Below are 22,774 nucleotides of genomic sequence, written 5' to 3' on the forward strand. Positions count from 1 at the left end.
TATATGGATTCCGTGGCCAAAAACAAGGAGTCCCACATGGGCTTACTAGTAGATGGCAAATGGCACGACCAGTGGTACGACACCGACAAAACCGGCGGCAAGTTTGAGCGGGAAGCCGCCCGCTTCCGTAACTGGGTCACCACCGACGGCTCCGCCGGACCAGCGGGTGAGGGTGGTTTCGCGGCGGAAAGCGGCCGTTATCACCTGTACGTATCCATGGCCTGCCCCTGGGCGCACCGAACCCTGATCTTCCGGAAATTGAAAGGCCTGGAGCCGCACATCGGTGTGTCTGTGGTGCATCCGGATATGGTGGAAAACGGTTGGGAATTCCGGCCCGGGGATGCGGAGCATCAGGACCATCTGTACAGCTCAGAGTTCATGCATCAGGTATACACCCGGGCGGCGCCGGATTATTCGGGGCGGGTGACGGTGCCGGTACTGTGGGACAAGCAGAGGGAAACCATTGTCAGTAACGAGTCAGCGGAAATTATCCGCATGTTCAACTCAGCTTTTAACGGGCTTGAAGGCGTAAACGCGGATCTGGACCTGTACCCGGAAAGTCTGCGCAGTGAAATCGAGGCAGTAAACGAGCGGGTATACGACACAGTCAACAACGGCGTATACAAGGCCGGTTTTGCCACCGCCCAGGACAAATACGAAGAGGCCTACAAGGCGCTGTTTGAATCACTGGACTGGCTGGAAGCGAAACTGGAGAGCCAGCGCTATGTCACTGGCAGCCAGATCACCGAAGCCGACTGGCGCTTGTTCACCACGCTGATACGGTTTGATGCGGTGTATTACAGCCACTTCAAATGCAATCGCCAGCAGATCCGGGATTATCCGAACCTGTCCGGTTATTTGCGGGAGCTGTATCAGGTGCCGGGCGTGGCAGAGACGGTGGATATTCGCCAGATCAAGCAGCACTACTACGTGAGCCAGCGCACCATCAACCCCACCCAGATCGTGCCGGTGGGGCCGGAGCTGGATTTTAGTTCGCCGCATGGGCGTGATGGTTTGAACTGAGCTTACTGAGAAGTAAGCGCGCGGGGCTGGTAGGGCTTTCCAAAACCGTGCGGAGCCAGGGATGGCGGAGCTCGAGCGGGACAGGGAGGTCTTTACAGCGTGTTTTGGAAAGCCCTACCAGCCCCGCGTGCGGAAGTCTGGCAACTCAGCTGACCCGGGCAACAGCCACTTCGGTCAGCAGCTCCAGTGATTGCCGGTGCTCGGACTCCGGCAGGCAGGCCAGCAGGTCTTTCGCGATCTGCGCCTGCTCTTTCGCCTTGGCCATGGTGTATTCAATGGCGCCGGAGGCCTTCACGATGTCCAGAACCTTCGGCAGGTCATCCAGCCCACCCTTGCGAATAGCCTGGCGAATCAGCTGTCGCTCTTCGTCGTTGCCGTTGGCCATGGCGTAAATCAGGGGCAGGGTGGTCTTGCCTTCGGCCAGGTCGTCGCCCACGTTCTTGCCCATGGCTTCGGCATCGCCCAGGTAATCCAGTACGTCGTCCACCAGCTGGAATGCCAGGCCCAGGTGCTTGCCGTAGTCTTTCAGGGCGGCTTCCTGTTCCGGGTTCGCTCCGGCCAGCAGTGCGCCGGTGTGGGAAGAGGCTTCGAACAGCATGGCGGTCTTGTTATGGATAACCACCATGTACTGGTCTTCGGTGAGGTCCGGGTTCTTCACGTTCATCAGCTGCATCACCTCGCCCTCGGCAATCACCGCCGTGGCGTGGGACAACACATTCATGATCGGCAGGCTTTCCAGCTCCACCATCATCTCGAAGGCCCGGGCATACAGGAAATCACCTACCAGCACGCTCGGCGCGTTGCCCCACTTGGCGTTGGCGGTGCTGCGGCCCCGGCGCATGTCGGAGGTGTCTACCACGTCGTCGTGCAGCAGGGTGGCGGTGTGCAGGAATTCAATGACCGCGGCCAGCTTCAGGTGGTCGTCCTGGCCGTAGCCCGCGGCCCGGCTGGACAGCAAAACCAGTAAGGGTCTCAGGCGCTTACCGCCACTCTCAATAATATAGTGGGCGATTTTTTCCACCATCGGGACATCCGAGGCAAGCCGCTTGATAATCAGGTCATTAACGCGGCTGAAGTCATCCGCCACGGTGTCATGGATACGCTGGGCTGTCATCGGGCTGAAACGTCCCTTGCTGGTGTTTTCGTTGAGTTTTCGGGCAGGTCGCGGCAATGCTAGGTATTGCTGCCTACAGTGTCAACTTGAACCGGAATCCGGCTTGTATTGCCCGGCGGCTTTTCGTACAATCACGCGCCCAACTCATCCCAACCTGCGCTCCCTGCAATAGGGTCGCCAGAGCGCTTCCCTTAGAACCAGGTGGATAAGAGCAGGGATGGGTCAATCGCGGAGACTATGAATGTACGCAGTTATTGTTAGCGGTGGTAAGCAGCACCGTGTAAAGGAAGGCGAAACTCTGAAGCTGGAAAAGCTGGAAGTTGAAACCGGCGGCTCTGTTGAGTTCGATCGTGTTCTTCTGGTTGCCAACGGCGACGACGTAAAAGTTGGCGCTCCGGTAGTTGAAGGCGCCAAGGTTACCGCTGAAGTGGTTAGCCACGGTCGTCACGACAAGATCAATATCATCAAGTTCCGTCGTCGTAAGCACCACATGAAGCGTCAGGGCCACCGTCAGTGGTTTACTGAAGTAAAGATCACGGGTATCCAGGGCTAAGCCCTCGAATAACCCCTTAATGAAGGAGGCTGGTAATGGCTCATAAAAAGGCAGCAGGTAGTACCCGTAACGGTCGCGATTCCGAGTCTAAACGACTTGGTGTCAAGCGCTACGGCGGCGAGACTGTAACTGCAGGCAGCATCATCATCCGTCAGCGTGGCACCCGTTTCCACGCTGGTAGTAACGTAGGCATTGGCAAGGACCACACCCTGTTCGCGAAAGCGGAAGGTCAGGTGAAGTTCGAAACCAAAGGCCCGCAGAACCGCAAGTTCGTAAGCATCGTTCCGGCTGCGTAAGCAGCGGCGATCCGGTTCTGTCGAACCATGGGTTTGCCTGATATGCTGATCTGATCAGCCCTCAGGTGAATCCGGAGCCCCGCAAAGCTTCCATGAGGCTGCGGGGCTTTTTAGTTTATGCAAAGGCAATTGGCGTATGAAATTTGTAGACGAAGCCACCATCATTGTTGAAGCCGGCAAGGGCGGCCATGGCTGCCTGAGTTTCAGGCGGGAAAAATACGTGCCGAAAGGCGGCCCGGACGGCGGTGACGGCGGGGATGGCGGTTCCGTCTATCTGGAAGCAGACAGCGCCCTGAACACGCTGATCGATTACCGCTTCCAGCGCAAACACAAGGCCCAGAACGGCGAGCCCGGCTCCGGCCGCAACTGCACCGGCACCAAGGGCGAAGACCTGGTGTTGCCGGTACCGGTTGGTACCACCGTGGTGGATATGGACACCCACGAAGTTCTGGGTGACCTCACCAAGGAAGGCCAGCGACTGAAAGTGGCACAGGGTGGTTTTCACGGCCTGGGCAATACTCGCTTCAAGTCATCGGTTAACCGCGCGCCGCGCCAGACCTCCAAAGGCTCTGAAGGCGAATTGCGTAACCTGCGTCTGGAGCTGAAAGTGCTGGCGGATGTTGGTTTGCTGGGTTTGCCCAATGCCGGTAAGTCCACCTTTATCCGCTCTGTTTCCGCGGCCCGTCCGAAAGTGGCGGATTATCCGTTCACCACGCTGGTTCCCAATCTGGGTGTGGTCAGTGTGCAGGCGCACCAGAGCTTTGTGATTGCCGATATTCCGGGCCTGATTGAAGGTGCCGCTGAAGGCGCCGGCCTGGGTATCCGATTCCTGAAACACCTGGTGCGTACCCGCTTGCTGTTGCACCTGGTGGATGTGGCGCCCTATGACGGCTCCTCCCCGGTTGAAGCGGTAAAGGCTATCGCCCACGAACTGGAAAAGTTCAGCGAAACCCTGGCCAGCCGCCCGCGCTGGCTGGTGCTGAACAAAGTGGACATGGTGCCGGAAGAAGACCGCGAGGCGCACTGCCAGGCCATTGTGGACGAGCTTGGCTGGGATGGCCCGGTGTTCTGGATTTCCTCGTTGACGGGTGAGGGCACCAAGCCGCTGGCCCAGGCTGTCATGCGCTGGATTGAAGAGCAGGCGGAAGCCGAAGCCGAGAACCCGGACTTCGCCGAGCAGGAAGCGGCCCGCCGTCGCCGGATGGATGAAGAGGCCCGTGCCAAGATCGAGGCAGATCGCAAGGCCCGCCGCGCCGCCCGTGAAGACGATGAAGATGACGACTTTGACGACGACGATTACGACGTTGAAGTGGTCTACGCCCCCGAGTAACAATCTGAAGAGACAGTACCGCTACCATGAGTGAACGCCTCCAGCTCCGAAAGGCCCGTCGCCTGGTTATCAAGATCGGCAGTGCCTTGCTTACCAACGACGGAAAAGGGCTGGATGTGGCAGCCCTTGGGCTGTGGGTTGACCAGATCGCCGAACTGATCGGCGAAGGTGTCGAAGTGGTGGTGGTGTCTTCCGGTTCAGTCGCTGAAGGCATGAGCCGTCTGGGCTGGCAAACCCGGCCCCAACATCTGCACGAATTGCAGGCTGCGGCGGCGGTGGGCCAGATGGGCCTGGTGCAAACCTGGGAAGCCCAGTTCAAGCGCCACGACATTCACACCGCCCAGATTTTGCTCACCCACGACGACCTTTCCGACCGCAAACGCTACCTGAACGGCCGCAGCACCCTGCGCACCCTGCTGGATTACGGCGTGGTGCCGATCGTGAACGAAAACGACACGGTGGTCACCGACGAAATCCGCTTCGGTGACAACGACACCCTGGGCGCGCTGGTGGCTAACCTGATCGAGGCCGATGGCCTGATCATCCTGACCGACCAGCTGGGCCTGTTCAATAAAGACCCCCGCAAACACGAAGACGCCGAACTGGTCACCGAGCGCAAAGCCGAAGACCGGGACCTGGATGCCATGGCCGGCGGCGGTGCCGGTGCCCTTGGGCGTGGTGGCATGCTTACCAAGCTTCGGGCAGCACGGCTGGCGGCCCGTTCCGGTGCCTTTACCGTGATTGTGGGTGGTCGCATCGAACACGCCATTGCCCGCCTGCGCCAGGGCGATGTGATTGGCACTCTGTTGCTGCCGGAGCAGGGCAGAATGGCTGCCCGCAAACAGTGGATTGCCAGCCACCTGCAAACCCGGGGCAGGCTGACCCTGGATGACGGCGCGGTAAAAGTGCTGCGTCAGGGCGGCAGAAGCCTGCTGCCGGTAGGTGTCAAAGCGGTCACAGGCCAGTTCCGCCGGGGCGAGATGGTATCCTGCACAGATCTGAGCGGTAAAGAAATTGCCCGGGGGCTGGTGAACTACGATGCCGACGAGGCCCGGGCAATCGCCGGTCGCTCAAGTGATCGCATTGCAGAGGTGCTGGGCTATATTTCCGATGAGGAAATGATTCACCGGGATAACCTGGTGGTGGTCTAGGCTTTTCCGGCGCTTCAGCCGGATTTCAGGCACAAAAAAACCGGCACGAAGCCGGTTTTTTTATGAGCGCAAGGATCAGGCAGCTTTCAGGGCCTTGATCTTGGCGTTCAGGCGGCTCTTATGACGAGCAACCTTGTTCTTGGCGAAGATGCCTTTGTTAACCATGCTGTCCAGAACAGGCTGGGCCTGCTTCAGGGCTGCCTGGGCACCTTCGTAGTCGCCAGCTTTGATCTGGGCGTCTACTTTCTTCATGTAAGTACGTGCCATGGAACGCAGGCTGGCGTTGTGCTTGCGGTTTTTCTCGTTCTGACGAGCGCGCTTTTTGGCTTGCGGGGAATTTGCCACCGTAAAACTCCTGAAATTCGTTGCTAAAAAATCGAATATGTTTAGATCGCGGGCGCGCCAAAACCAGCGCGTCGAAATAAATGACGCGGAACTATGCCGCTGAACGCCCGAAATGTCAAGGCCGAAGCCTCCGGTAATCCCTCTGCTCCGGAGGCCTGTGGTACACTCCCGCATCGTCTCACGGGGCCCGGGCCCGCAACAAGCCCCGCCTTGTGGATTACCGAAACGCCACCCCGGCCCGAAGCCGGTATTCTGGACGCTCAAACCATGTCTTCGGAACCCCGACCAACAGAACAACAGCCCCCCGTTCAGGAGCCCCCGAAAGCGCCGGGATTACTGCGCTCATCCGGCGTGGTTGGGATTATGACCATGCTGTCCCGGGTGCTGGGGCTGGTACGGGATATGGTGATTGCCCGCTATTTCGGGGCAGGTGCCGGGGCCGATGCCTTCTTCGTGGCGTTCAAGATTCCCAACTTCCTGCGTCGCCTGTTCGCGGAAGGGGCGTTTTCCCAGGCCTTTGTACCGGTGTTGTCGTCTTACCGGGAAAGCCAGGATATTTCCGAAGTAAAGCGCCTGGTGGATGCAGTGGCCGGCTCCCTCGGGCTGGTCTTGCTGGCGGTTACGCTGGTGGCCATGCTTGGTGCGCCGGTACTGACGGCGGTGTTTGCCCCAGGGTTCCTGGATGATGACGTCAAATTCGCCCTGACCAGCGACATGCTGCGCATCACCTTTCCGTACCTGTTGCTGATTTCCCTGACCGCCTTTGCCGGCGGCATCCTGAACAGTTACGACCGGTTCGCGGTACCGGCGTTTACCCCGGTGTTGCTGAACCTGGCCATGATCGCCGCCGCCATTTTCCTGACTCCGGTAATGGATGAGCCGGTAATGGCACTGGCCTGGGGTGTCTTCATCGCCGGTGCCCTGCAGCTGTTTTTCCAGTTACCGTTCCTGATGCGCCTGGGCCTGCTGCCCAGGCCCCGGGTGGACTACAAACACGAGGGTGTCAGCCGGATTCTCAAGTTGATGGCTCCGGCGTTGTTCGGCGTGTCGGTCAGCCAGATCAACCTGTTGCTGGACACGGTGCTGGCGTCGTTCCTGCAAACCGGCAGCGTGTCCTGGCTGTATTACTCAGACCGGTTGTCTGAGCTGCCGCTGGGTGTATTCGGTATTGCCATCGCCACGGTCATTCTGCCCAGCTTGTCCCGCAAGCACGCGGCAGCTTCGGAAGACCAGTTTGCCGCCACCCTCGACTGGGCCGTGCGGGCCGTTCTGCTGATCGGCCTTCCGGCGGCGGTGGCGCTGGCGCTGTTGGCGGAGCCGTTGATTGCCACCCTGTTCCATTACGGCGAAGTGACCGACCGGGATGTGGCGATGTCCGCCCAGAGTCTGCGGGCCTATTCCGCCGGCTTACTGGCATTCATGCTGATCAAGGTGCTGGCGCCGGGCTTTTTCTCCCGGGAAGACACCAAAACCCCGGTCAAGATCGGGGTGATTGCCATGGTGGCCAATATGGCTTTCAACCTGGCGTTAATCGTGCCCCTGGCCCATGCCGGGCTGGCGCTGGCTACATCCATGTCGGCCTGGTTGAATGGTTATCTGCTCTGGCGTGGGCTGCGTAAGGAAGGCGCCTGGAAAAGCCAGCCCGGCTGGCCCAGGTTCCTGGTGCAGCTGGCCGTGGCCAATGCCGCCCTGGCCGCGGTGGTGCTCTGGCTGAATGTGCCGGTAGCCGACTGGCTGGCGGCCAGCGGCCTGCAGCGGGCAACCGATATGGGCATTCTGGTGGTGGCCGGAGTCGGGGCCTATTTCGTGGCACTGGCGCTGGTGGGCGTGCGGGTTCGCCAATTCCGCCAGAAGTAAGCTGCCGCAAGATTTCTACCATACCCCTGCATGGGGTATAATCGCGCGTTTTCTCACCAGCGCACCGCCTCTTTGGCCGGTGCGCCAAAAAGCCAGCTGGCAAGTTAAGGTTCGCAGTACATGCGTCTGATTCGAGGCCTGACCAATCTTAAGCGCCTGTCCGGGCAAGCGGGATCGCCGCTGGCCAGCGGCTGCGTGGCCACCATCGGCAACTTCGATGGCGTGCATCTGGGCCATAAAACCATTATTGATCAGGTCAAGCAGAAAGCTGCGCAGCTGGGCGTGCCGTCGGTGGTGATGATTTTCGAGCCGCAGCCCCGGGAATTCTTTCAGGGTGCCGAGGCACCACCCCGGCTGATGCCGTTCCGCCAGAAATTCGAGGCCCTGCTGGCCGAAGGCGTGGATATGGTGCTGTGCATCCGCTTCGATGAAACCTTCCGCAGCTATTCCGGTATGGGCTTTATTGAAGATGTGCTGGTCAGCGGCCTGGGCGTTCGCCACCTGGTGGTGGGCGACGACTTCCGCTTCGGTTGCGATCGGGCTGGCGACTTCAGGCTGTTGCAAAGCGTGGGGCAGGAACGGGGCTTTACGGTGGAAAACACCCGCACAGTGACCGTTGATGGCGAGCGTGTCAGCAGTACCCGGGTACGCAATGCCCTGAATGTGAATGGCCTGGAAGAAGCCGAGCGCCTGCTGGGGCACCCTTACCGCATCCATGGCCGCATCGTTTATGGCCGCCAGTTAGGCCGGCAACTCAACGCGCCCACCGCCAACATTTTGCTGAACCAGATGCCGGCACTGCGGGGCGTTTACGTGGTGCGGGCCCGGCTGGAAACCGGCGAATGGTGCGATGGTGTAGCCAACATCGGCCTGCGCCCCACGGTCGACGGCAAGCGGCCGTCGCTGGAAGTGCACCTGTTCGACTTTGCTGGCACACTTTATGGCCAGCACCTGGAAGTCGTGTTCCGCCATGGCCTGCGGGACGAAGTAAAATTCGACTCTGTTGACGAACTCCGCCAACAGATCGCCCGGGATTTCGACAACGCCCGGGCCTGGCTGGCGGATAACCCCGCCACGCCGGAAACCTGATTCAACTGACCAACCAAGAGTACGCACAAAGACATGAGCGACTACAAGCATACCCTGAATCTGCCGGAAACCGCGTTTCCCATGCGCGGTAACCTGGCCAAGCGCGAGCCGGACATGCTCAAGCACTGGCAGGATCTGAACGTGTACGGCAACCTGCGCAAGCAGCGCGAAGGCCGGGAAAAGTTCATCCTGCACGATGGCCCTCCCTACGCCAACGGCAGCATTCACATCGGGCATGCGGTCAACAAGATCCTGAAAGACATGATCGTGAAATCCCGCAGCTTTATGGGCTTTGACGCGCCCTACGTGCCCGGCTGGGATTGCCACGGCCTGCCGATCGAGCACAAGGTAGAGCAGGAAATCGGCAAAGCCGGTGTGAAGGTGGACTACAAAACCTTCCGCCAGGCCTGCCGCGATTACGCCACCAAGCAGATCGAAGGCCAGAAAGCCGACTTTATTCGCCTGGGCGTGATGGGTGAGTGGGACAAGCCCTACCTGACCATGGACCCGAAAGTAGAAGCGGGCATCGTGCGGGCGCTGGGCAAGATCGTGGCCAAGGGCCACCTGGTGCGTGGATTCAAGCCGGTTTACTGGAGTGTGGTTGGTCAGTCCGCACTGGCAGAAGCCGAAGTTGAATACCAGGACAAAACCTCTACCCAGATCGACGTGCGTTTCACCGCCGTCGACCAGGACGCCGTGCTGAAAACCTTCGGAACCAGCGAAGGCGAGGGCGATGTTTCCCTGGTGATCTGGACCACCACCCCCTGGACCATCCCCGCCAACCAGGCGGTGTCTATCGGTGCCGATATCGAATACGCACTGGTACAGGTAGATGTGGGCCACGGCGCCGAGCGCATGATCCTGGCCACCGACATGGTGCAGGGCATCATGTCTCGCTGGGGCGTGGAAGACTACAAGGTGCTGGCCAACGTGGCCGGTTCTGCCCTGGAAAACCAGCTGCTGCACCACCCGGTGTACGACAAGCAGGTGCCGGTGCTGCTGGGCGACCACGTCTCCCTGGACGCCGGTACCGGTGCCGTACACACCGCGCCGGACCATGGTATGGAAGACTTTGAAGTAGGCAAGGCCTACGGCATTGGCACCATCAACCTGGTAAAAGCCGACGGCACCTACACCGAGGCGGCCGGCGAGTTTGCCGGTGTGCACGTGTACAAGGCCGACGAGCCGGTTTGTGCCGCGCTGGAGCGTGAAGGCAAGCTGGTGCGGGCCGAGAAATTCCGCCACAGCTATCCGCACTGCTGGCGCACCAAGACCCCACTGATCTACCGGGCTACGCCGCAGTGGTTCATCAGCATGGACAAGCTCAACCTGCGTGCCGATGCCCTTGAAGCGATCAAAGGCGTCCGCTGGGTGCCGAGTTGGGGCCAGAACCGTATTGAAGCCATGTTTGAGCAGAGCCCGGACTGGTGTATCTCCCGTCAGCGCACCTGGGGCGTGCCGATCACGCTGTTTATCCATAAGGAAACCCAGGAGCTGCACCCGAACACCCAGGCGCTGATCGAGAAAGTGGCCGAGGTGGTGGAAACCGGCGGCATCGACGCCTGGTACGACATCGACCAGAACGAACTGCTGGGCGCAGACGCCGACCAGTACGAAAAAGTACTGGATACCCTGGATGTCTGGTTTGATTCCGGCGTCACCCACGACTCGGTACTCCGGGTACGCGAAGAGCTGGGTCAGTTCCCGGCCGACATGTACCTGGAAGGCTCTGACCAGCACCGTGGCTGGTTCCAGTCGTCCCTGAAAACCTCCATCGCCATGAACGGCGTGGCCCCGTACAAGCAGGTACTGACCCACGGCTTCACCGTGGACGGCAAGGGCCACAAGATGTCCAAATCCATGGGCAACGTGATCGCCCCCCAGGAAGTGATGAACGAACTGGGTGCCGACATCCTGCGCTTGTGGGTATCCGCCACCGACTACAGCGGCGAGATGACCGTCTCCAAGGACATCCTGCGCCAGACGGCAGACGGTTACCGCCGTATCCGTAACACCGCCCGCTTCCTGCTGAGCAACCTGACCGGATTTGATCCGGAACAGCACATGGTAGCGCCGGAAGACATGATTGCCCTGGACCGCTGGATGGTCGACCGTGCCCTGCAGCTGCAGAACGAACTGCACGAAGACTACGGCAACTATGCCTTCCTGCGGATTTACCAGAAGGTGTACAACTTCTGTGAGGCCACTCTGGGCGGCTTCTACCTGGATATCATCAAGGATCGTCAGTATACCACCCAGGCCGACAGCCTGGCGCGGCGCTCCTGTCAGACTGCGCTTTACCACGTGGCCGAAGCCCTGGTGCGCTGGATTGCACCGATCCTGAGCTTCACCGCCGATGAAATCTGGCAGCACCTGCCGGGCGAGCGTGGCGACACCGTGTTCTATGAAACCTGGTACGACGGCCTGACCGCTCTGCCGGAAGACTTCGAACTGGGCCGGGACTACTGGCGTGAAATCTACGCTGTGAAAGAAGCCGTCAACAAGTGCCTGGAAGAAGCCCGTGCCCGCGGCGAAATCAAAGGCTCTTTGAGTGCCGAAGTGACCCTGTACTGCGAAGGTAGCCTGGCCGAGCGCCTGAACCACCTGGGTGAAGAGCTGCGCTTTGTGCTGATCACCTCCGAAGCCACCGTAAAGCCGGTGAGCGAGGCGGCCGGCGTGGAGCAAACCAACGTGGAAGGCCTGCTGGTGAAAGTAACCCCGGCTTCCCACGCCAAGTGCGAGCGCTGCTGGCACCATCGTGAAGACGTGGGCCAGAACGAGCAGCACAGCGACCTGTGTGGCCGCTGCGTAACCAACGTGGAAGGCCCGGGCGAAACCCGCGCCTACGCCTGATGGACGCGGTAATGACTGAGGGCAGGGCAGGCAGCAAACTGAAGTGGTTGTGGCTGGCAGTACTGGTGGTCGCCATCGACCTGGGCACCAAGGCCATGGCCACCGCCATGCTCACCTACGGTAACCCGGTACCGGTGCTGCCCAGTTTCAACCTGACCCTGCTGCACAACACCGGCGCCGCGTTCAGCTTCCTGGCGGACGCCGCCGGCTGGCAGCGCTGGTTCTTCGTGACCCTGGCTGTTGTGGTCAGCGTGGTGCTGACAGGCTGGCTGAGAAAACTCAAAGCCCATGAAACCTGGACCGCCATCGCCATCGTATTGATCCTCGGCGGTGCCCTCGGCAACGTATACGACCGGGTGGTGCATGGCTACGTGGTGGACTTCCTGCATTTCTACTGGCAGGACTGGCACTTCCCGGCTTTCAACCTGGCCGACACCGCCATCACCATCGGCGCTGCCATGATGATCATCGACGCATTCCGCAAACCCGCTGACGACAGCGGCAATGCCGACAGGAGCAACTGATTGCCATGAAAGAACTGCCCATCGACAAGGGAACCCGTGTAAAACTGCACTTCGCCCTCAAGTTTGAAGACGGCGAAACCGTGGACACCACCTTCGACAAAGAACCGGCTACCCTGGAAATCGGCGACGAAAACCTGCCGGAAAACTTTGAAGCCTACCTGGTGGGCCTGAAAGCCGGTGACCACAAAACCTTCGAAGTTCCCCCGGAAAAAGCCTTCGGCCAGCACAACCCCAGTAACGTGCAGACCTTCAAACGCCACGAATTCAGCGCCGACATGGTGCTGGAGCCCGGCGTGGTGGTGTCCTTCGCCGACGCGCGCCAGCAGGAACTGCCCGGCGTGGTCAAACGGGTGGAAGGTGACCAGGTGGATGTGGACTTTAATCACCCGCTGGCAGGGCATACACTTCAGTTTGAAGTGCAGATTATCGACGTTGAACCAGCAGGGCCGACACACTGACTATGCAAATCCGACTCGCTAACCCCCGTGGCTTCTGTGCCGGCGTAGACCGAGCCATAGAAATTGTAAACCGCGCGCTGGACGTATTCGGAGCACCCATCTACGTGCGCCACGAAGTGGTTCACAACAAGTTTGTGGTGAGCAACCTGCGGGAGCGCGGCGCGATCTTTGTAGACGAGTTGGACGAAGTGCCCGACGACAAGCTGGTAATCTTCAGCGCCCACGGCGTCTCCCAGGCGGTACAGAACGAAGCCGCCCGCCGCGGTTTGAAAGTGTTCGACGCCACCTGCCCGCTGGTCACCAAAGTCCACATGGAAGTTATGCGCTACAGCCGCGACGGCCGTGAGTGTATCCTCATCGGCCACCACGGTCATCCGGAAGTGGAAGGCACCATGGGCCAGTACGACCACAGCAACGGCGGCGATATCTACCTGGTGGAAGACGAAGCCGACGTCCAGAAACTGGAAGTAAAAGACCCCAGCCGCCTGGCTTACGTAACCCAAACCACCCTGTCCATGGACGACACCGCCCGTGTCATCGACGCCCTGCGCGCCAAATTCCCGGATATCGAAGGCCCCCGCAAGGACGATATCTGCTACGCCACCCAGAACCGGCAGGATGCGGTCAAGCAGTTGGCCGGTGACTGTGATCTGATGCTGGTGGTGGGCTCTCCCAATAGCTCCAACTCCAATCGCCTGCGGGAACTGGCGGAACGCATGGGCACCCCGGCTTTCCTGATTGATGAAGCATCGCAAATCGACAAGCAGTGGCTGGAAGGAAAGGCCGCGGTGGGTGTGACCGCCGGTGCTTCCGCGCCTGAAGTGCTGGTGGCGGATGTGATTAGCCGCTTGAAGGAGTTGGGTGGGGAAGAGCCGCATGAGATTGCTGGACGGGAAGAGAATATTGTGTTTTCTATGCCTAAGGAATTGCGGATTGAAGCGGTGAATGTGGGATAGCGCCATTAGTTGCTAACAAGATCCTCGATCTGTCCAGACAACAAAAAAGCGTGATTTCGATCACGCTTTTTTGTTGTCTGGCTACCGCTCACGCCCGGTTTTTCACCGTTTGTCGTATAGCGGTAGGTGTTCTCTGCAGAGTTTCGTAAGCTGATTTTGAGATAATAAGAGGTTTGCTTTATGCGTGTCCGGAGCGACAGCGGTTTTACGTTGGTTGAGTTGGTAATCACTGTTGCAGTGATCGCAATCGTTGCAACTATTGCCATACCTGCGATGAGCGATATGGTTACCCGAAATCGCACTACAGGGGCTTTCAACGAACTCAAAGGGTTGGTTGCGTATGCGCGCAGCGAATCAGTTAAAAACGTGGGAGAGTCCGTGCTGCTTTGTGCATCAAACGATGGTGCTGGCTGCACGAACAACGCCGATTGGAGCGTGGGGTGGCTTGTTGTTCAAGACTCCAACGGCAATGGAGCATTCGACAGCGGCGAGCCTTTGTTAAAGGTCATTGGCCCTTTGCCAAACGGGATAAATCTTAGCGTTAAAACCGGCAATAGTACGCAGTTTAATTCGATATCTGTCGCAATCACAGGTGATGGAGCTCCCGCTGGCGGTAATCCCATAACGTTCAAATTATGCGATTCATTTGGGGCGAGCGAAGCCCGTGGGCTTATCGTATCGGTGTCCGGTCAGGTTCGGGATGCTGCGCGAGATAGTAGTGGGAATCGTGAAGATCATAGAGGAGTCGATTTTAAGTGTTAAAACAACGGCTCGAGAACAGCGCTATGACGAAACGGAAGGAGAATAAGGTGACATTCTCGAACAGACAGCGCGGAATGACCTTGATAGAGATCTTGGTGACGGTACTTGTATTGGCTGTTGGCTTGCTGGGTATGGCCAGTTTGACGGTGGGCAGTCTCAAAAACAACCAAGGCGCATTTTTACGGACGCAAGCAACAATTCTTGCCTACGATATGGCTGACCGTATGAGAGCAAACTCTGCGGAAGCTATTGCCGGCAGTTATGACGGATTAAAAACGAAAACAGCAAGCGCTGCAAGCTGTGGTAAATCTGGTTGCACAGGGAGCGAGCGGGTTGCTGCTGATCTTTATGCTTGGAAGCAGCAGGTAGAAGGGGTTAACGGAAGCATGGCGATGTTACCTGGGGGAGAGGGGGAAATATCAGGTGGCGGAGGTGCAACCAACGCAGGCAACGTGTTTACGATCACAATCACGTGGAAGGAAGATCGATGGAGTGAGGTTAAGGATTCCATATCTACAGAAGACCAACAAACTGTCGTCGAGTTTACGTTATGAGTAATTGCAAGCGTAACACCACATTTTCCAAGTCAGGTTCTATCTCATTCCAGATTGGTCTTTCGCTCGTAGAATTGATGATAGCGCTCGCTCTGAGCGTAACTCTCATACTCGGTATTTTTATTGTCTACACGGATTCAATGCGAACCACGCGGGTTGGAGAGTCACTCGCCCGGATTCAGGAGTCTGGGCGTATCGGGCTGGATATAATATCGCATGAAGTTCGAATGGCTGGCTATCAGGGTTGCTCCGATAGCTACACTGTTCCAATTCGTGTTGTTGCGCACAACCCCCCTCCATCCCTTACGCCTGCATCTGGCGAAGATAACGTGTATCTCTATAACTCCGGGTTGAGGGGGTGGCAGGTAACTGCATCAACTCAGTCTAGCTGGGATAGTGGAACAGATTTTGAAGATCTTGGCATTATCGAGGACGACGCGTTGCCTGGTAGTGATGTGCTAATGGTGCAAAGGGCGAGGTTGCTCAGCGCTACAGTCAGGAGTCCCGGCATGGGAAGCGCAACTGGTTCGATACCAATAGATGATCCCGATGGGCTTTTTGGGGCGAGTGCTGCATTCAGTTCTGGCTCCTTGCTGATGATTGCCAGTTGTGAGTTTGCCGATGTGTTTCGGATGACGAATAATCCTTCGGGTGCCAATAAATTCTTGGAGCATGCAACAACTGCAAATAGCAACTCCAGTTTGTCAATTGCTTATGCGGCAGACGAAGACGCAGAGATTTATTCACTGGCGAGTATCGTTTTCTTTGTTGCAGATACTGGCCGAGTAGACGATCAAGGAAACAATATTACCGCCCTTTATCGAGCCTCAAACAGCTTTCCTGACAGCGCAACACCAAGCTTTCAGCGCGAGGAGCTTGTGGAGGGAGTAGAAGCGATGAAGGTTCAGTACGGTTTGCGAACGGATCCCAGCAGTAACACCATTAATTACGTTGACGCTTCAGGTGTGGGTGCTACCGACTGGAAGGATGTAGTGGTCATTCGTGTTGGTTTGCTGGTAAGTGCTCCGGGTAATGTATTGCAGCAGGATGACAGCCAGTCATACGAACTGCCTGGCGCGATCTTTGTCGCCAGTAACCCGGCGCCTGGCCAACAGGAGCATCCTTCAGACAGGCGACTGCGCAAAGCGTTTGTCAGTACGCTGGATATCCGGAACCGGAGATGTGGCGAATTCAAGCAGCTCGGAACGACGGGGCTGTGGGAATGGGAAACTGCAGACGAAAACAGTGGAGATGGTGATCCATGCAACTAATTAAAAGCGATATGAAGTCGGAAGCACTTCGTTTTTCAGGTGTTGCCAAGGTTGGAACCGGTCAGCGAGGAGCCGCGCTGATTATTAGTCTGGTAGTTTTGTTAGTCATTACCGTGATCGGGTTGGCAAGCATGAATACCTCGATCCTCCAGGAGCGGATGTCTGCAAACGCACAGAATGCTCGTCAGGCCTTTTTTGCTGCCGAGGCCGCGAGTCAGGACCTTTTTCGGAAGTTGGAGCCTATGGATTCCAGTTCAGCAGAATGGAAGTTGGCTCTAGATGCCCTGGATGCAGGTATACGTGTTGCAACAACCCCACAGGCATACAGTGGTGCCGGCTCTGGCAAGGTGGCGACAGCGGAATTGAGATATTTAGGAGAGGCTACTCTTATAGAGGGGCATTCGTTTGGAGAGGACATAGAAACATTTCGCCAACGCTACGAGATCATCGGAGACGCCTCAGTGACGGGCACGGGCGCCACAAGTCAGGTGATTCGTGGTGTCAGCGTTGTTTTCTACTAAGAGCATTTTGTTGGAAATATCATCCAGAGGTGAACTTATGAGTTACCTTATAAAAGTACTGATTTTGTTAAGTGCGCTTGTTGTACAGGTTTCTTTTGCACAGGAGGCCCCTACGGCATTTGTATATAAAGAGATAACAATTGGGGAACAGGCGGTAGAGTCTCCAAAAGTTGTAGTCGTTTATTCAGATGCGTCTGGAGTGGTGGAGGTTCGTTTTCAGGAGTGTGACGGGTGCGAGTTCAGAACTCTCTTTCCAGCACAAGATATCAGGTTTAGCGCCGGAGGTGAAAGCCTGCCTGCAGACGTCGTCAGCGAAAAATACAGGAATAGCCCTGGAACTGTTTTCTATGACGCATCGACCTCAAAAGTAAACCGTATTAAGTATTTCCAAACCCGTAATGGGGGTGAAAAATGAAGATTTACACAGGAAGGTTGGCTGCTTTCATTTTTGGCTTTTCTATGGCACTTAGTTCTACTGTGACAGTTGCGGATGATACTGAGATATTCTTCAATACCGAGAGCACCAGTATCCGACCTAACCTCCTTTTCATCTTGGATAATTCCGGGAGTATGGATGCTATGGTCACCATTAAAGTGCCATCAGATCCCGTTTATAATCCGTCAAAGACATACTCTGGCAGTTATAATTCTGATCGTATTTATTATGGGTCGCCTTCTAATTATGATTCTTTTAGTGAAAGCCAGTTAAAATGTGAGGATATGAAGGCGCGCATTCCTGAGGTTGGTGTTCTTAAAAGCTATCGGATGGCATACAAACGTAAGACATTTGGTGGCTGGGTTGATTTTGATAGGCTCTTTATTTTGGATCAGGATGTTGGTTGTGAGGCTGATAACAATATTAAAATCAACTGGGAAAGAGATATCACGCTCAGGGATTTCTATTACGGAAACTATCTGAATTGGCAAAATAGCGGTGATAGAACTGTAGAAATGACTCGCCTGGAAGTTATGCAGGGCGTCGCCCGAGATCTTGCTGACACCATTACCGGCGTAAATATTGGGCTGATGGCGTTTGACACGGTAGGCCCGAAAGGTGGCTGGCCCAATAATCAGTATCGCGGCGAGGGTGGCGTGATACTTGAGGCAGTCCGCCCGGTTTCAGAAAGCCATGCTGATTTTAAGGCTGCGGTTGATGCACTGGGGACCGATACTAACACCCCTCTTTCAGAAACTCTGTTTGGTGCCAAACGATATTTTGAGGGTGGCAGTCCGTTTCTCAGCCAAACTTCGAGTCAAGCCAGTAATGCTATGGACGGCAATTCTTATAAGAGCCCGATAGAACTCGAGTGTCAATCGAACAACATTGTTCTGTTAACCGATGGAGATCCGACGAAAGATCGTAACCATGAGACTTCTATTGAGAGTGTAATAGGAAACTGTGAGGGTAATTGTCTCGATGAAATCGCGGGATACATGAGAAATAATGATATGTCTGGCGCGCATAAGGGAGTTCAGAACGTAACGACTTATACGGTCGGATTTTCTGAAGACGCTCCGGGTTCTTTGCTGGGTATGACTGCAAAAGCTGGAGGCGGAAAATATTACAAAGCGACCGATGCGCAGCAATTAGCGGGCGCGTTTGATGACATCGTAAGAAGCGTTCTTGAAACCAGCAGCACATTCGTTGCTCCTGGCATCGCAGTGAACTCCTTTAACCGCCTAAATCATTTCAATGCACTTTATTACTCGGTTTTCGAACCGGACACCCGTCCTCTCTGGGAAGGTAACTTGAAGCGCTACAAAATTTCCGATAGCGGAAAGATTGTGGATGCTAATGGTAACGAAGCAATTGATCCCGTCACTGGCTTCTTTAAAGACGGCGCGCAAAGCTGGTGGGCTTCAGTTCCTGATGGTAAATCTGTAACTGCGGGTGGAGTACGTACAAAACTCCCTGATGCAACAGATAGCAGAAATGTTTATACCTGGATTAGCGGAAAGGATCTGACAGCTAGCGGTAACCTTATTTCTACGTCCAATACTGACTCTCTGACAAAGTCGCTATTGGGCGATAGCAGTATGACGGATCCTGAGCAACAGGCGTTGATACGCTGGATTCGTGGTGAGGATGTCAAGGACGAGGATGGTGATAACCAAACCAACGATGCTCGTAAGTTTGTCTCGGATCCGCTTCATTCAGAGCCAAAGCTGATTGTTTATGGTGGCACCGAGGCTAGCCCGGATACGGCTGTGTTTTTTGGCGATAATCAGGGTTACGTGCATGCTATTAACGGCAAAACCGGTGAGTCCCATTTCGCCTTCATGCCGGCAGAGTTGCTGAAGAATCAGCGAACTCTTATGGATAATAGTGCTACTGTTGCCGATCGCATCTACGGTATGGACGGGTCTATAGTCAGTTGGGTTAAAAACCCTAGAGGTGCCATTGATGCGTCTGATGGCGATCATGTGTATCTGTATACGGGCATGCGGCGGGGTGGTCGTAGCTACTATGCTCTGGATGTGACGGATAGGGCAAAGCCGAAAGCTATGTGGCATATTTCTGGTGGTACTGGTGATTTTTCAGAGCTTGGCCAAAGTTGGTCTACACCTGTAAAAAGCAGAATTAATCTCGATGGGACAGTTAAAGATGTACTGTTTTTTGCTGGTGGCTATGACGCTGGGCAGGATAATGCCCGTACTCGTAGCGAAGATGCTATGGGCCGTGCGCTTTACATCGTCGATGCTGAAACAGGCAAGCGGTTGTGGTGGGCTGGCCCCAAGGAAGAGGGTTCTACTGCGAATCTTAAGCTCGAAAAGATGAAGTACAGCATTCCGGCATCTCCAAAAGTGCTTGATATCGATGGCGATGGTCTTGCTGACCAGGTTTACGTCGGTGACATGGGCGGCCAGGTATGGCGATTTGACCTGAATAACGGGAACTCTGTGGACAGCTTCGCCACCGGCGGCCCTATTGCAGACTTTGCAGGTGATGATTTGGCGAATGCGCGACGTTTTTATCACACTCCGGATCTTTCGATCAGCAGTTATTGGGGCAAGCGTTACCTGACGCTAGTGATTGGTTCCGGCTACCATGCTCATCCTTTAAACAAGGTGATTGAAGATCGCGCGTACATGCTACGGATTCCATCACTATACGGGGCACCGGCCGATTCGACGGGTACTGTGAGCTATACAACTCATACTGAAAGCGATCTTTTTGACATAACTGATAACAAAATCGGTGAGGGTAACGATTCGGAGAAGCATGCAGCGGAGCAAAGTTTGGCGAGTGCTAGTGGCTGGATGCTCAAGTTCGAGAACAGCGGTGAAAAAATGCTGTCATCAAGCATTGTTGTTGATGGCGTAGCAACATTCACTACCTATGAACCTGCAGCGGCTTTGTCGGCGTGTGCTCCGTCAACGGGGCGTTCACGTCTCTACTCGGTTCTGCTGCGTGATGGACGACCGGTCCGTAATTATGATGGTCTAGATGGGGTTGACGATCTTAAAAAGAGTGATCGCAGCAAGGATGTGACCGCCCCCGGTATACCACCGTCTCCAAAACTGCTGAGAACAGAAGAGAGTGCGTTCATCTGTGTTGGTACAAACTGTGAGCAAGTAGAGAACAGCAATACCTTTACTCAAACATTCTGGAGGGAAGTTGAGTGATTGGATTTGGTCGTCGAGCTAATCAAGGCTTTACTTTGATAGAAGTTATGATCGTGGTAGCCATTGTCGGCATTCTTGCCGCAGTGGCCTACCCCTCTTACCAAGAGCATGTTAAAGCTTCCCGAAGGGCCGAGGCACAATCGGCCCTGATGGGGCTCGCAGCAGCGATGGAGAGGCACTTTACGGCTAACAATACCTATAAGGGCGCCGGGCCAAGCGGCGGAGATACCGGTGCCCCCAGCATCTACTACGATCAGGTTCCCGACGGTGGAGGAACCGCATACTATAACCTGACTATCACAAGCGCTTCAGATTCAGCGTTCGTGGTGCAGGCAACCCCGGTGAATGCTCAGGACGGGGATGGATTTCTGGATATTAACAGTCAGGGCATCAGACGCTGGGACAGGGACGACGATAACTCTATTGATACCGGCGAGACTAGCTGGAAAAAGTAGAAGTTGACCCCTGGGGTCAGCACTGAATCAGTGCGCCCCAGGATAGTCGGATTCTGTTGTCGAAGTCATTGTCATGAACGGCGCGGAAGCGGCCGCCTCGATTAACGCTGAGATAGCTCATTGGTTGTCGCGAATTTGATTCTGGACATGCTACTAAGGATCCGCTAGCTCCATGTATGAGCCCGTTAGGACTAAAGGTTAGGTAACCACGCCCACCGGTTCGGGATTTCATGCGATAATTTTGTACAGGTTGAATGACCTTCCACACAGTGTTGTTGTCCGGACGCAAATCCTTATCTCGATCCGGGAATATCGAAGCGGGTAATGTCCAGTCGTCTACGCACCGGTTCCCCGACGTTAGAGGGCATATGGTCACTAAGGCGCCAGTATGCACGGCTTGTGAGCGTGCAAACGAAAAAGCGCCGTTGTAGGTGGCGATCAGTTCACGCTGGCGTGATTTGACAACCTCTTTATCCATCGCCGGAACGGCTATGCTGAGTGTGATGGAAAGAATGATCAATGTTGTTAAAAGCTCAACTAGTGTTAAGCCTCGATTTTGAGTAATCGGCATGTAGCCTCCTTGGCAAATTAGCAGCTTTCATCCTGAAAGCATTTGTATTATTCACTCCATCCCCAACTTCTTCAACCGATACCGCATCGCCCGAAAACTAATCCCCAGCCTTTTGGCCGCCGCGGTCTTATTCCAACGCGTAGCCTCAAGCGCCTTCTCGATAGCTTGCCGCTCGAGCGTCTCAAGATAATCTTCTAAATCAATTTCCCCTTCAGGTACCAAAGCCGAAAGCCCTTCGCCATCGAGTCCGGGCCCTCTGCCTGCACTGCCGCGGGCCACGCCTCCACCAAGATGAAGGTCTTCCGCATCAATACGGTCCTCATCACACAGCGTAAACGCCCGTTCCAGAATGTTCTCAAGCTCCCGCACATTGCCCGGGAAGTCATAGCTTTTCAGCCGGTCAATAGCGGCAGACGTTAGGGTGGCCGGATCACACTCATACTCTCCGGCAATGCGCTCCAGTATATGCTCGGCCAACAGAGGAATGTCGTCTCGCCGCTCGCGAAGTGCCGGCACGGCCAGTTCGATAACGTTGATGCGGTAAAACAAATCCTGGCGAAAATCTCCGGACAACACCAATTCAGGCAGGTTCTTGTGGGTGGCGCTCAGCACGCGAATGTCTACCGGGATCTCTTTGGTATCGCCAACGGGCCGCACGGCTTTCTCCTGAATAGCGCGCAGCAGTTTTACTTGCATGGCCAATGGCAAATCGGCCACTTCGTCCAGGAACAGGGTGCCGCCATCGGCGCTTCGGAACAGGCCGTCTTTGTTCTCAACGGCACCGGTGAAGCTGCCTTTTTTATGCCCGAAGAATTCGCTTTCCATCAGTTCTGAGGGGATCGCACCGCAGTTGACAGCGACGAACGGCGCTTCTGCTCGTGGGCCTTGTAAGTGGATCATCCGGGCGACCAGTTCTTTACCACTTCCGGATTCACCGCTGATAAATACCGGTGCCTGGCTGCGGGCCAGTTTGCGGGTCTGGTTGCGCAGTTTGCGGATTTGCGGGGATTCTCCCAGCAGCAGGCCGGGCTCGTCGTTCTCTTCGGCCGGCTGTAGTTTGGGCTCGGACAGCTTCAGGGCGCTGTTCACCAGTTCCCGCAGGCGGGGCAGTTCTACCGGTTTGGAGACAAAGTCAAAGGCGCCGGCTTTTAGCGATTCAATGGCAGTGTCCATGCTGCCGTAGGCGGTAATCACCGCTACCGGGGTGTTGGGGTTGTGTTCCTGAATCCACTGCACCAGTTCTATGCCGTTGCCGTCTGGCAGGTTCATGTCGGTCAGGCACAGGTTGGGCTGGTGTTGGGCCAGTAAACTCCGGGCGCTGGCCAGGTCGGGCGCGGTGTAGGCCTCTATGCCCATGCGCGTGAGGGTGATTTCCAGCAGATCCCGGATATCCGGTTCGTCGTCTACGATCAGCGCGGTCTGTTTTGTCATTATCTGTGTTCAATTCTTTGATGAATGGCAGTG

The 22,774-nt window shown here is 56.1% G+C and carries 22 protein-coding genes; 18 read left to right on the forward strand and 4 right to left on the reverse strand.

Annotated elements, in window-relative coordinates:
- Positions 1–36: 36 nt before the first annotated feature.
- Positions 37–1,023: a glutathione S-transferase family protein gene (locus B2589_RS10420; protein ID WP_286816558.1), complete on the forward strand. Its 987-nt coding sequence runs from the start codon at positions 37–39 to the stop codon at positions 1,021–1,023.
- A gap of 145 nt (positions 1,024–1,168) precedes the next feature.
- Here the strand turns inward: B2589_RS10420 and ispB are convergent, their stop codons facing one another.
- Positions 1,169–2,137 carry an octaprenyl diphosphate synthase gene (gene ispB, locus B2589_RS10425; RefSeq protein ID WP_286816535.1) on the reverse strand — a complete coding sequence of 323 codons (969 nt, stop codon included), beginning with the start codon at positions 2,135–2,137 and terminating at the stop codon, positions 1,169–1,171.
- A 241-nt stretch (positions 2,138–2,378) separates the two neighbouring features.
- Here ispB and rplU point away from each other — a divergent pair, with 241 nt between their 5' ends.
- The 4 genes from rplU (at position 2,379) to proB (ending at position 5,467) form a co-directional block, all read left to right on the forward strand.
- A complete protein-coding gene (gene rplU / locus B2589_RS10430; RefSeq protein ID WP_094625716.1) occupies positions 2,379–2,690 on the forward strand; it encodes a 50S ribosomal protein L21 in 312 nt (103 codons plus the stop codon).
- A 35-nt stretch (positions 2,691–2,725) separates the two neighbouring features.
- Entirely contained in the window at positions 2,726–2,986 is a 261-nt protein-coding gene (gene rpmA / locus B2589_RS10435; RefSeq protein ID WP_022987754.1) for a 50S ribosomal protein L27, read from the forward strand.
- A gap of 136 nt (positions 2,987–3,122) precedes the next feature.
- Complete coding sequence (cgtA, locus tag B2589_RS10440) at positions 3,123–4,316, forward strand: Obg family GTPase CgtA (protein ID WP_199458100.1); 1,194 nt, start codon at positions 3,123–3,125, stop codon at positions 4,314–4,316.
- Between the two features lie 26 nt (positions 4,317–4,342).
- Positions 4,343–5,467 (forward strand): glutamate 5-kinase, encoded by a 1,125-nt coding sequence (proB, locus tag B2589_RS10445; protein WP_199458099.1) that lies wholly within the window; start codon positions 4,343–4,345, stop codon positions 5,465–5,467.
- A 75-nt stretch (positions 5,468–5,542) separates the two neighbouring features.
- Here proB and rpsT read toward each other — a convergent pair whose 3' ends face one another.
- On the reverse strand, positions 5,543–5,812 hold the full coding sequence (gene rpsT / locus B2589_RS10450; protein ID WP_022987757.1) for a 30S ribosomal protein S20: 270 nt from the start codon (positions 5,810–5,812) through the stop codon (positions 5,543–5,545).
- Positions 5,813–6,079: 267 nt separating this feature from the next.
- Here rpsT and murJ point away from each other — a divergent pair, with 267 nt between their 5' ends.
- From murJ to B2589_RS10515, 13 genes are all read left to right on the forward strand, one after another.
- Positions 6,080–7,669, forward strand: a complete 1,590-nt coding sequence (gene murJ, locus B2589_RS10455; protein WP_286816536.1) for a murein biosynthesis integral membrane protein MurJ — start codon at positions 6,080–6,082, stop codon at positions 7,667–7,669.
- A gap of 120 nt (positions 7,670–7,789) precedes the next feature.
- A complete protein-coding gene (gene ribF, locus B2589_RS10460; RefSeq protein ID WP_286816537.1) occupies positions 7,790–8,758 on the forward strand; it encodes a bifunctional riboflavin kinase/FAD synthetase in 969 nt (322 codons plus the stop codon).
- A 33-nt stretch (positions 8,759–8,791) separates the two neighbouring features.
- Positions 8,792–11,611 carry an isoleucine--tRNA ligase gene (gene ileS / locus B2589_RS10465; RefSeq protein WP_286816538.1) on the forward strand — a complete coding sequence of 940 codons (2,820 nt, stop codon included), beginning with the start codon at positions 8,792–8,794 and terminating at the stop codon, positions 11,609–11,611.
- Entirely contained in the window at positions 11,611–12,135 is a 525-nt protein-coding gene (lspA, locus tag B2589_RS10470; protein ID WP_286816539.1) for a signal peptidase II, read from the forward strand. Before ileS ends, lspA begins: the two co-directional genes overlap by 1 nt.
- 5 nt (positions 12,136–12,140) lie before the next feature.
- The gene (fkpB, locus tag B2589_RS10475; protein WP_058341551.1) at positions 12,141–12,593 is read left to right on the forward strand and encodes an FKBP-type peptidyl-prolyl cis-trans isomerase; all 453 of its coding nucleotides are present in this window, start codon (positions 12,141–12,143) and stop codon (positions 12,591–12,593) included.
- Between the two features lie 2 nt (positions 12,594–12,595).
- Positions 12,596–13,549: a 4-hydroxy-3-methylbut-2-enyl diphosphate reductase gene (gene ispH / locus B2589_RS10480; RefSeq protein WP_286816540.1), complete on the forward strand. Its 954-nt coding sequence runs from the start codon at positions 12,596–12,598 to the stop codon at positions 13,547–13,549.
- Positions 13,550–13,729: 180 nt separating this feature from the next.
- Positions 13,730–14,311 (forward strand): GspH/FimT family pseudopilin, encoded by a 582-nt coding sequence (locus B2589_RS10485; protein WP_286816541.1) that lies wholly within the window; start codon positions 13,730–13,732, stop codon positions 14,309–14,311.
- 47 nt (positions 14,312–14,358) lie between these two features.
- A complete protein-coding gene (gene pilV, locus B2589_RS10490) occupies positions 14,359–14,865 on the forward strand; it encodes a type IV pilus modification protein PilV (RefSeq protein WP_286816542.1) in 507 nt (168 codons plus the stop codon).
- 509 nt (positions 14,866–15,374) lie between these two features.
- The gene (locus B2589_RS10495) at positions 15,375–16,136 is read left to right on the forward strand and encodes a PilW family protein (protein ID WP_286816543.1); all 762 of its coding nucleotides are present in this window, start codon (positions 15,375–15,377) and stop codon (positions 16,134–16,136) included.
- Complete coding sequence (locus B2589_RS10500) at positions 16,127–16,657, forward strand: pilus assembly PilX family protein (RefSeq protein ID WP_286816544.1); 531 nt, start codon at positions 16,127–16,129, stop codon at positions 16,655–16,657. Before B2589_RS10495 ends, B2589_RS10500 begins: the two co-directional genes overlap by 10 nt.
- 37 nt (positions 16,658–16,694) lie before the next feature.
- Entirely contained in the window at positions 16,695–17,072 is a 378-nt protein-coding gene (locus B2589_RS10505; RefSeq protein WP_286816545.1) for a hypothetical protein, read from the forward strand.
- Entirely contained in the window at positions 17,069–20,284 is a 3,216-nt protein-coding gene (locus B2589_RS10510) for a pilus assembly protein (RefSeq protein ID WP_286816546.1), read from the forward strand. The genes B2589_RS10505 and B2589_RS10510 overlap by 4 nt, the downstream gene beginning before the upstream one ends.
- On the forward strand, positions 20,281–20,739 hold the full coding sequence (locus B2589_RS10515; protein ID WP_286816547.1) for a type IV pilin protein: 459 nt from the start codon (positions 20,281–20,283) through the stop codon (positions 20,737–20,739). The genes B2589_RS10510 and B2589_RS10515 overlap by 4 nt, the downstream gene beginning before the upstream one ends.
- A 16-nt stretch (positions 20,740–20,755) precedes the next feature.
- Here the strand turns inward: B2589_RS10515 and B2589_RS10520 are convergent, their stop codons facing one another.
- Positions 20,756–21,310, reverse strand: coding sequence for a GspH/FimT family protein (locus B2589_RS10520; protein ID WP_286816548.1), 555 nt, complete (start codon positions 21,308–21,310; stop codon positions 20,756–20,758).
- 51 nt (positions 21,311–21,361) lie between these two features.
- Positions 21,362–22,741: a sigma-54-dependent transcriptional regulator gene (locus B2589_RS10525; protein ID WP_286816549.1), complete on the reverse strand. Its 1,380-nt coding sequence runs from the start codon at positions 22,739–22,741 to the stop codon at positions 21,362–21,364.
- Positions 22,742–22,774 lie beyond the last annotated feature (33 nt).

This window comes from Marinobacter sp. UBA3607 (assembly GCF_002375525.1).
Classification (GTDB): domain Bacteria; phylum Pseudomonadota; class Gammaproteobacteria; order Pseudomonadales; family Oleiphilaceae; genus Marinobacter; species Marinobacter vinifirmus.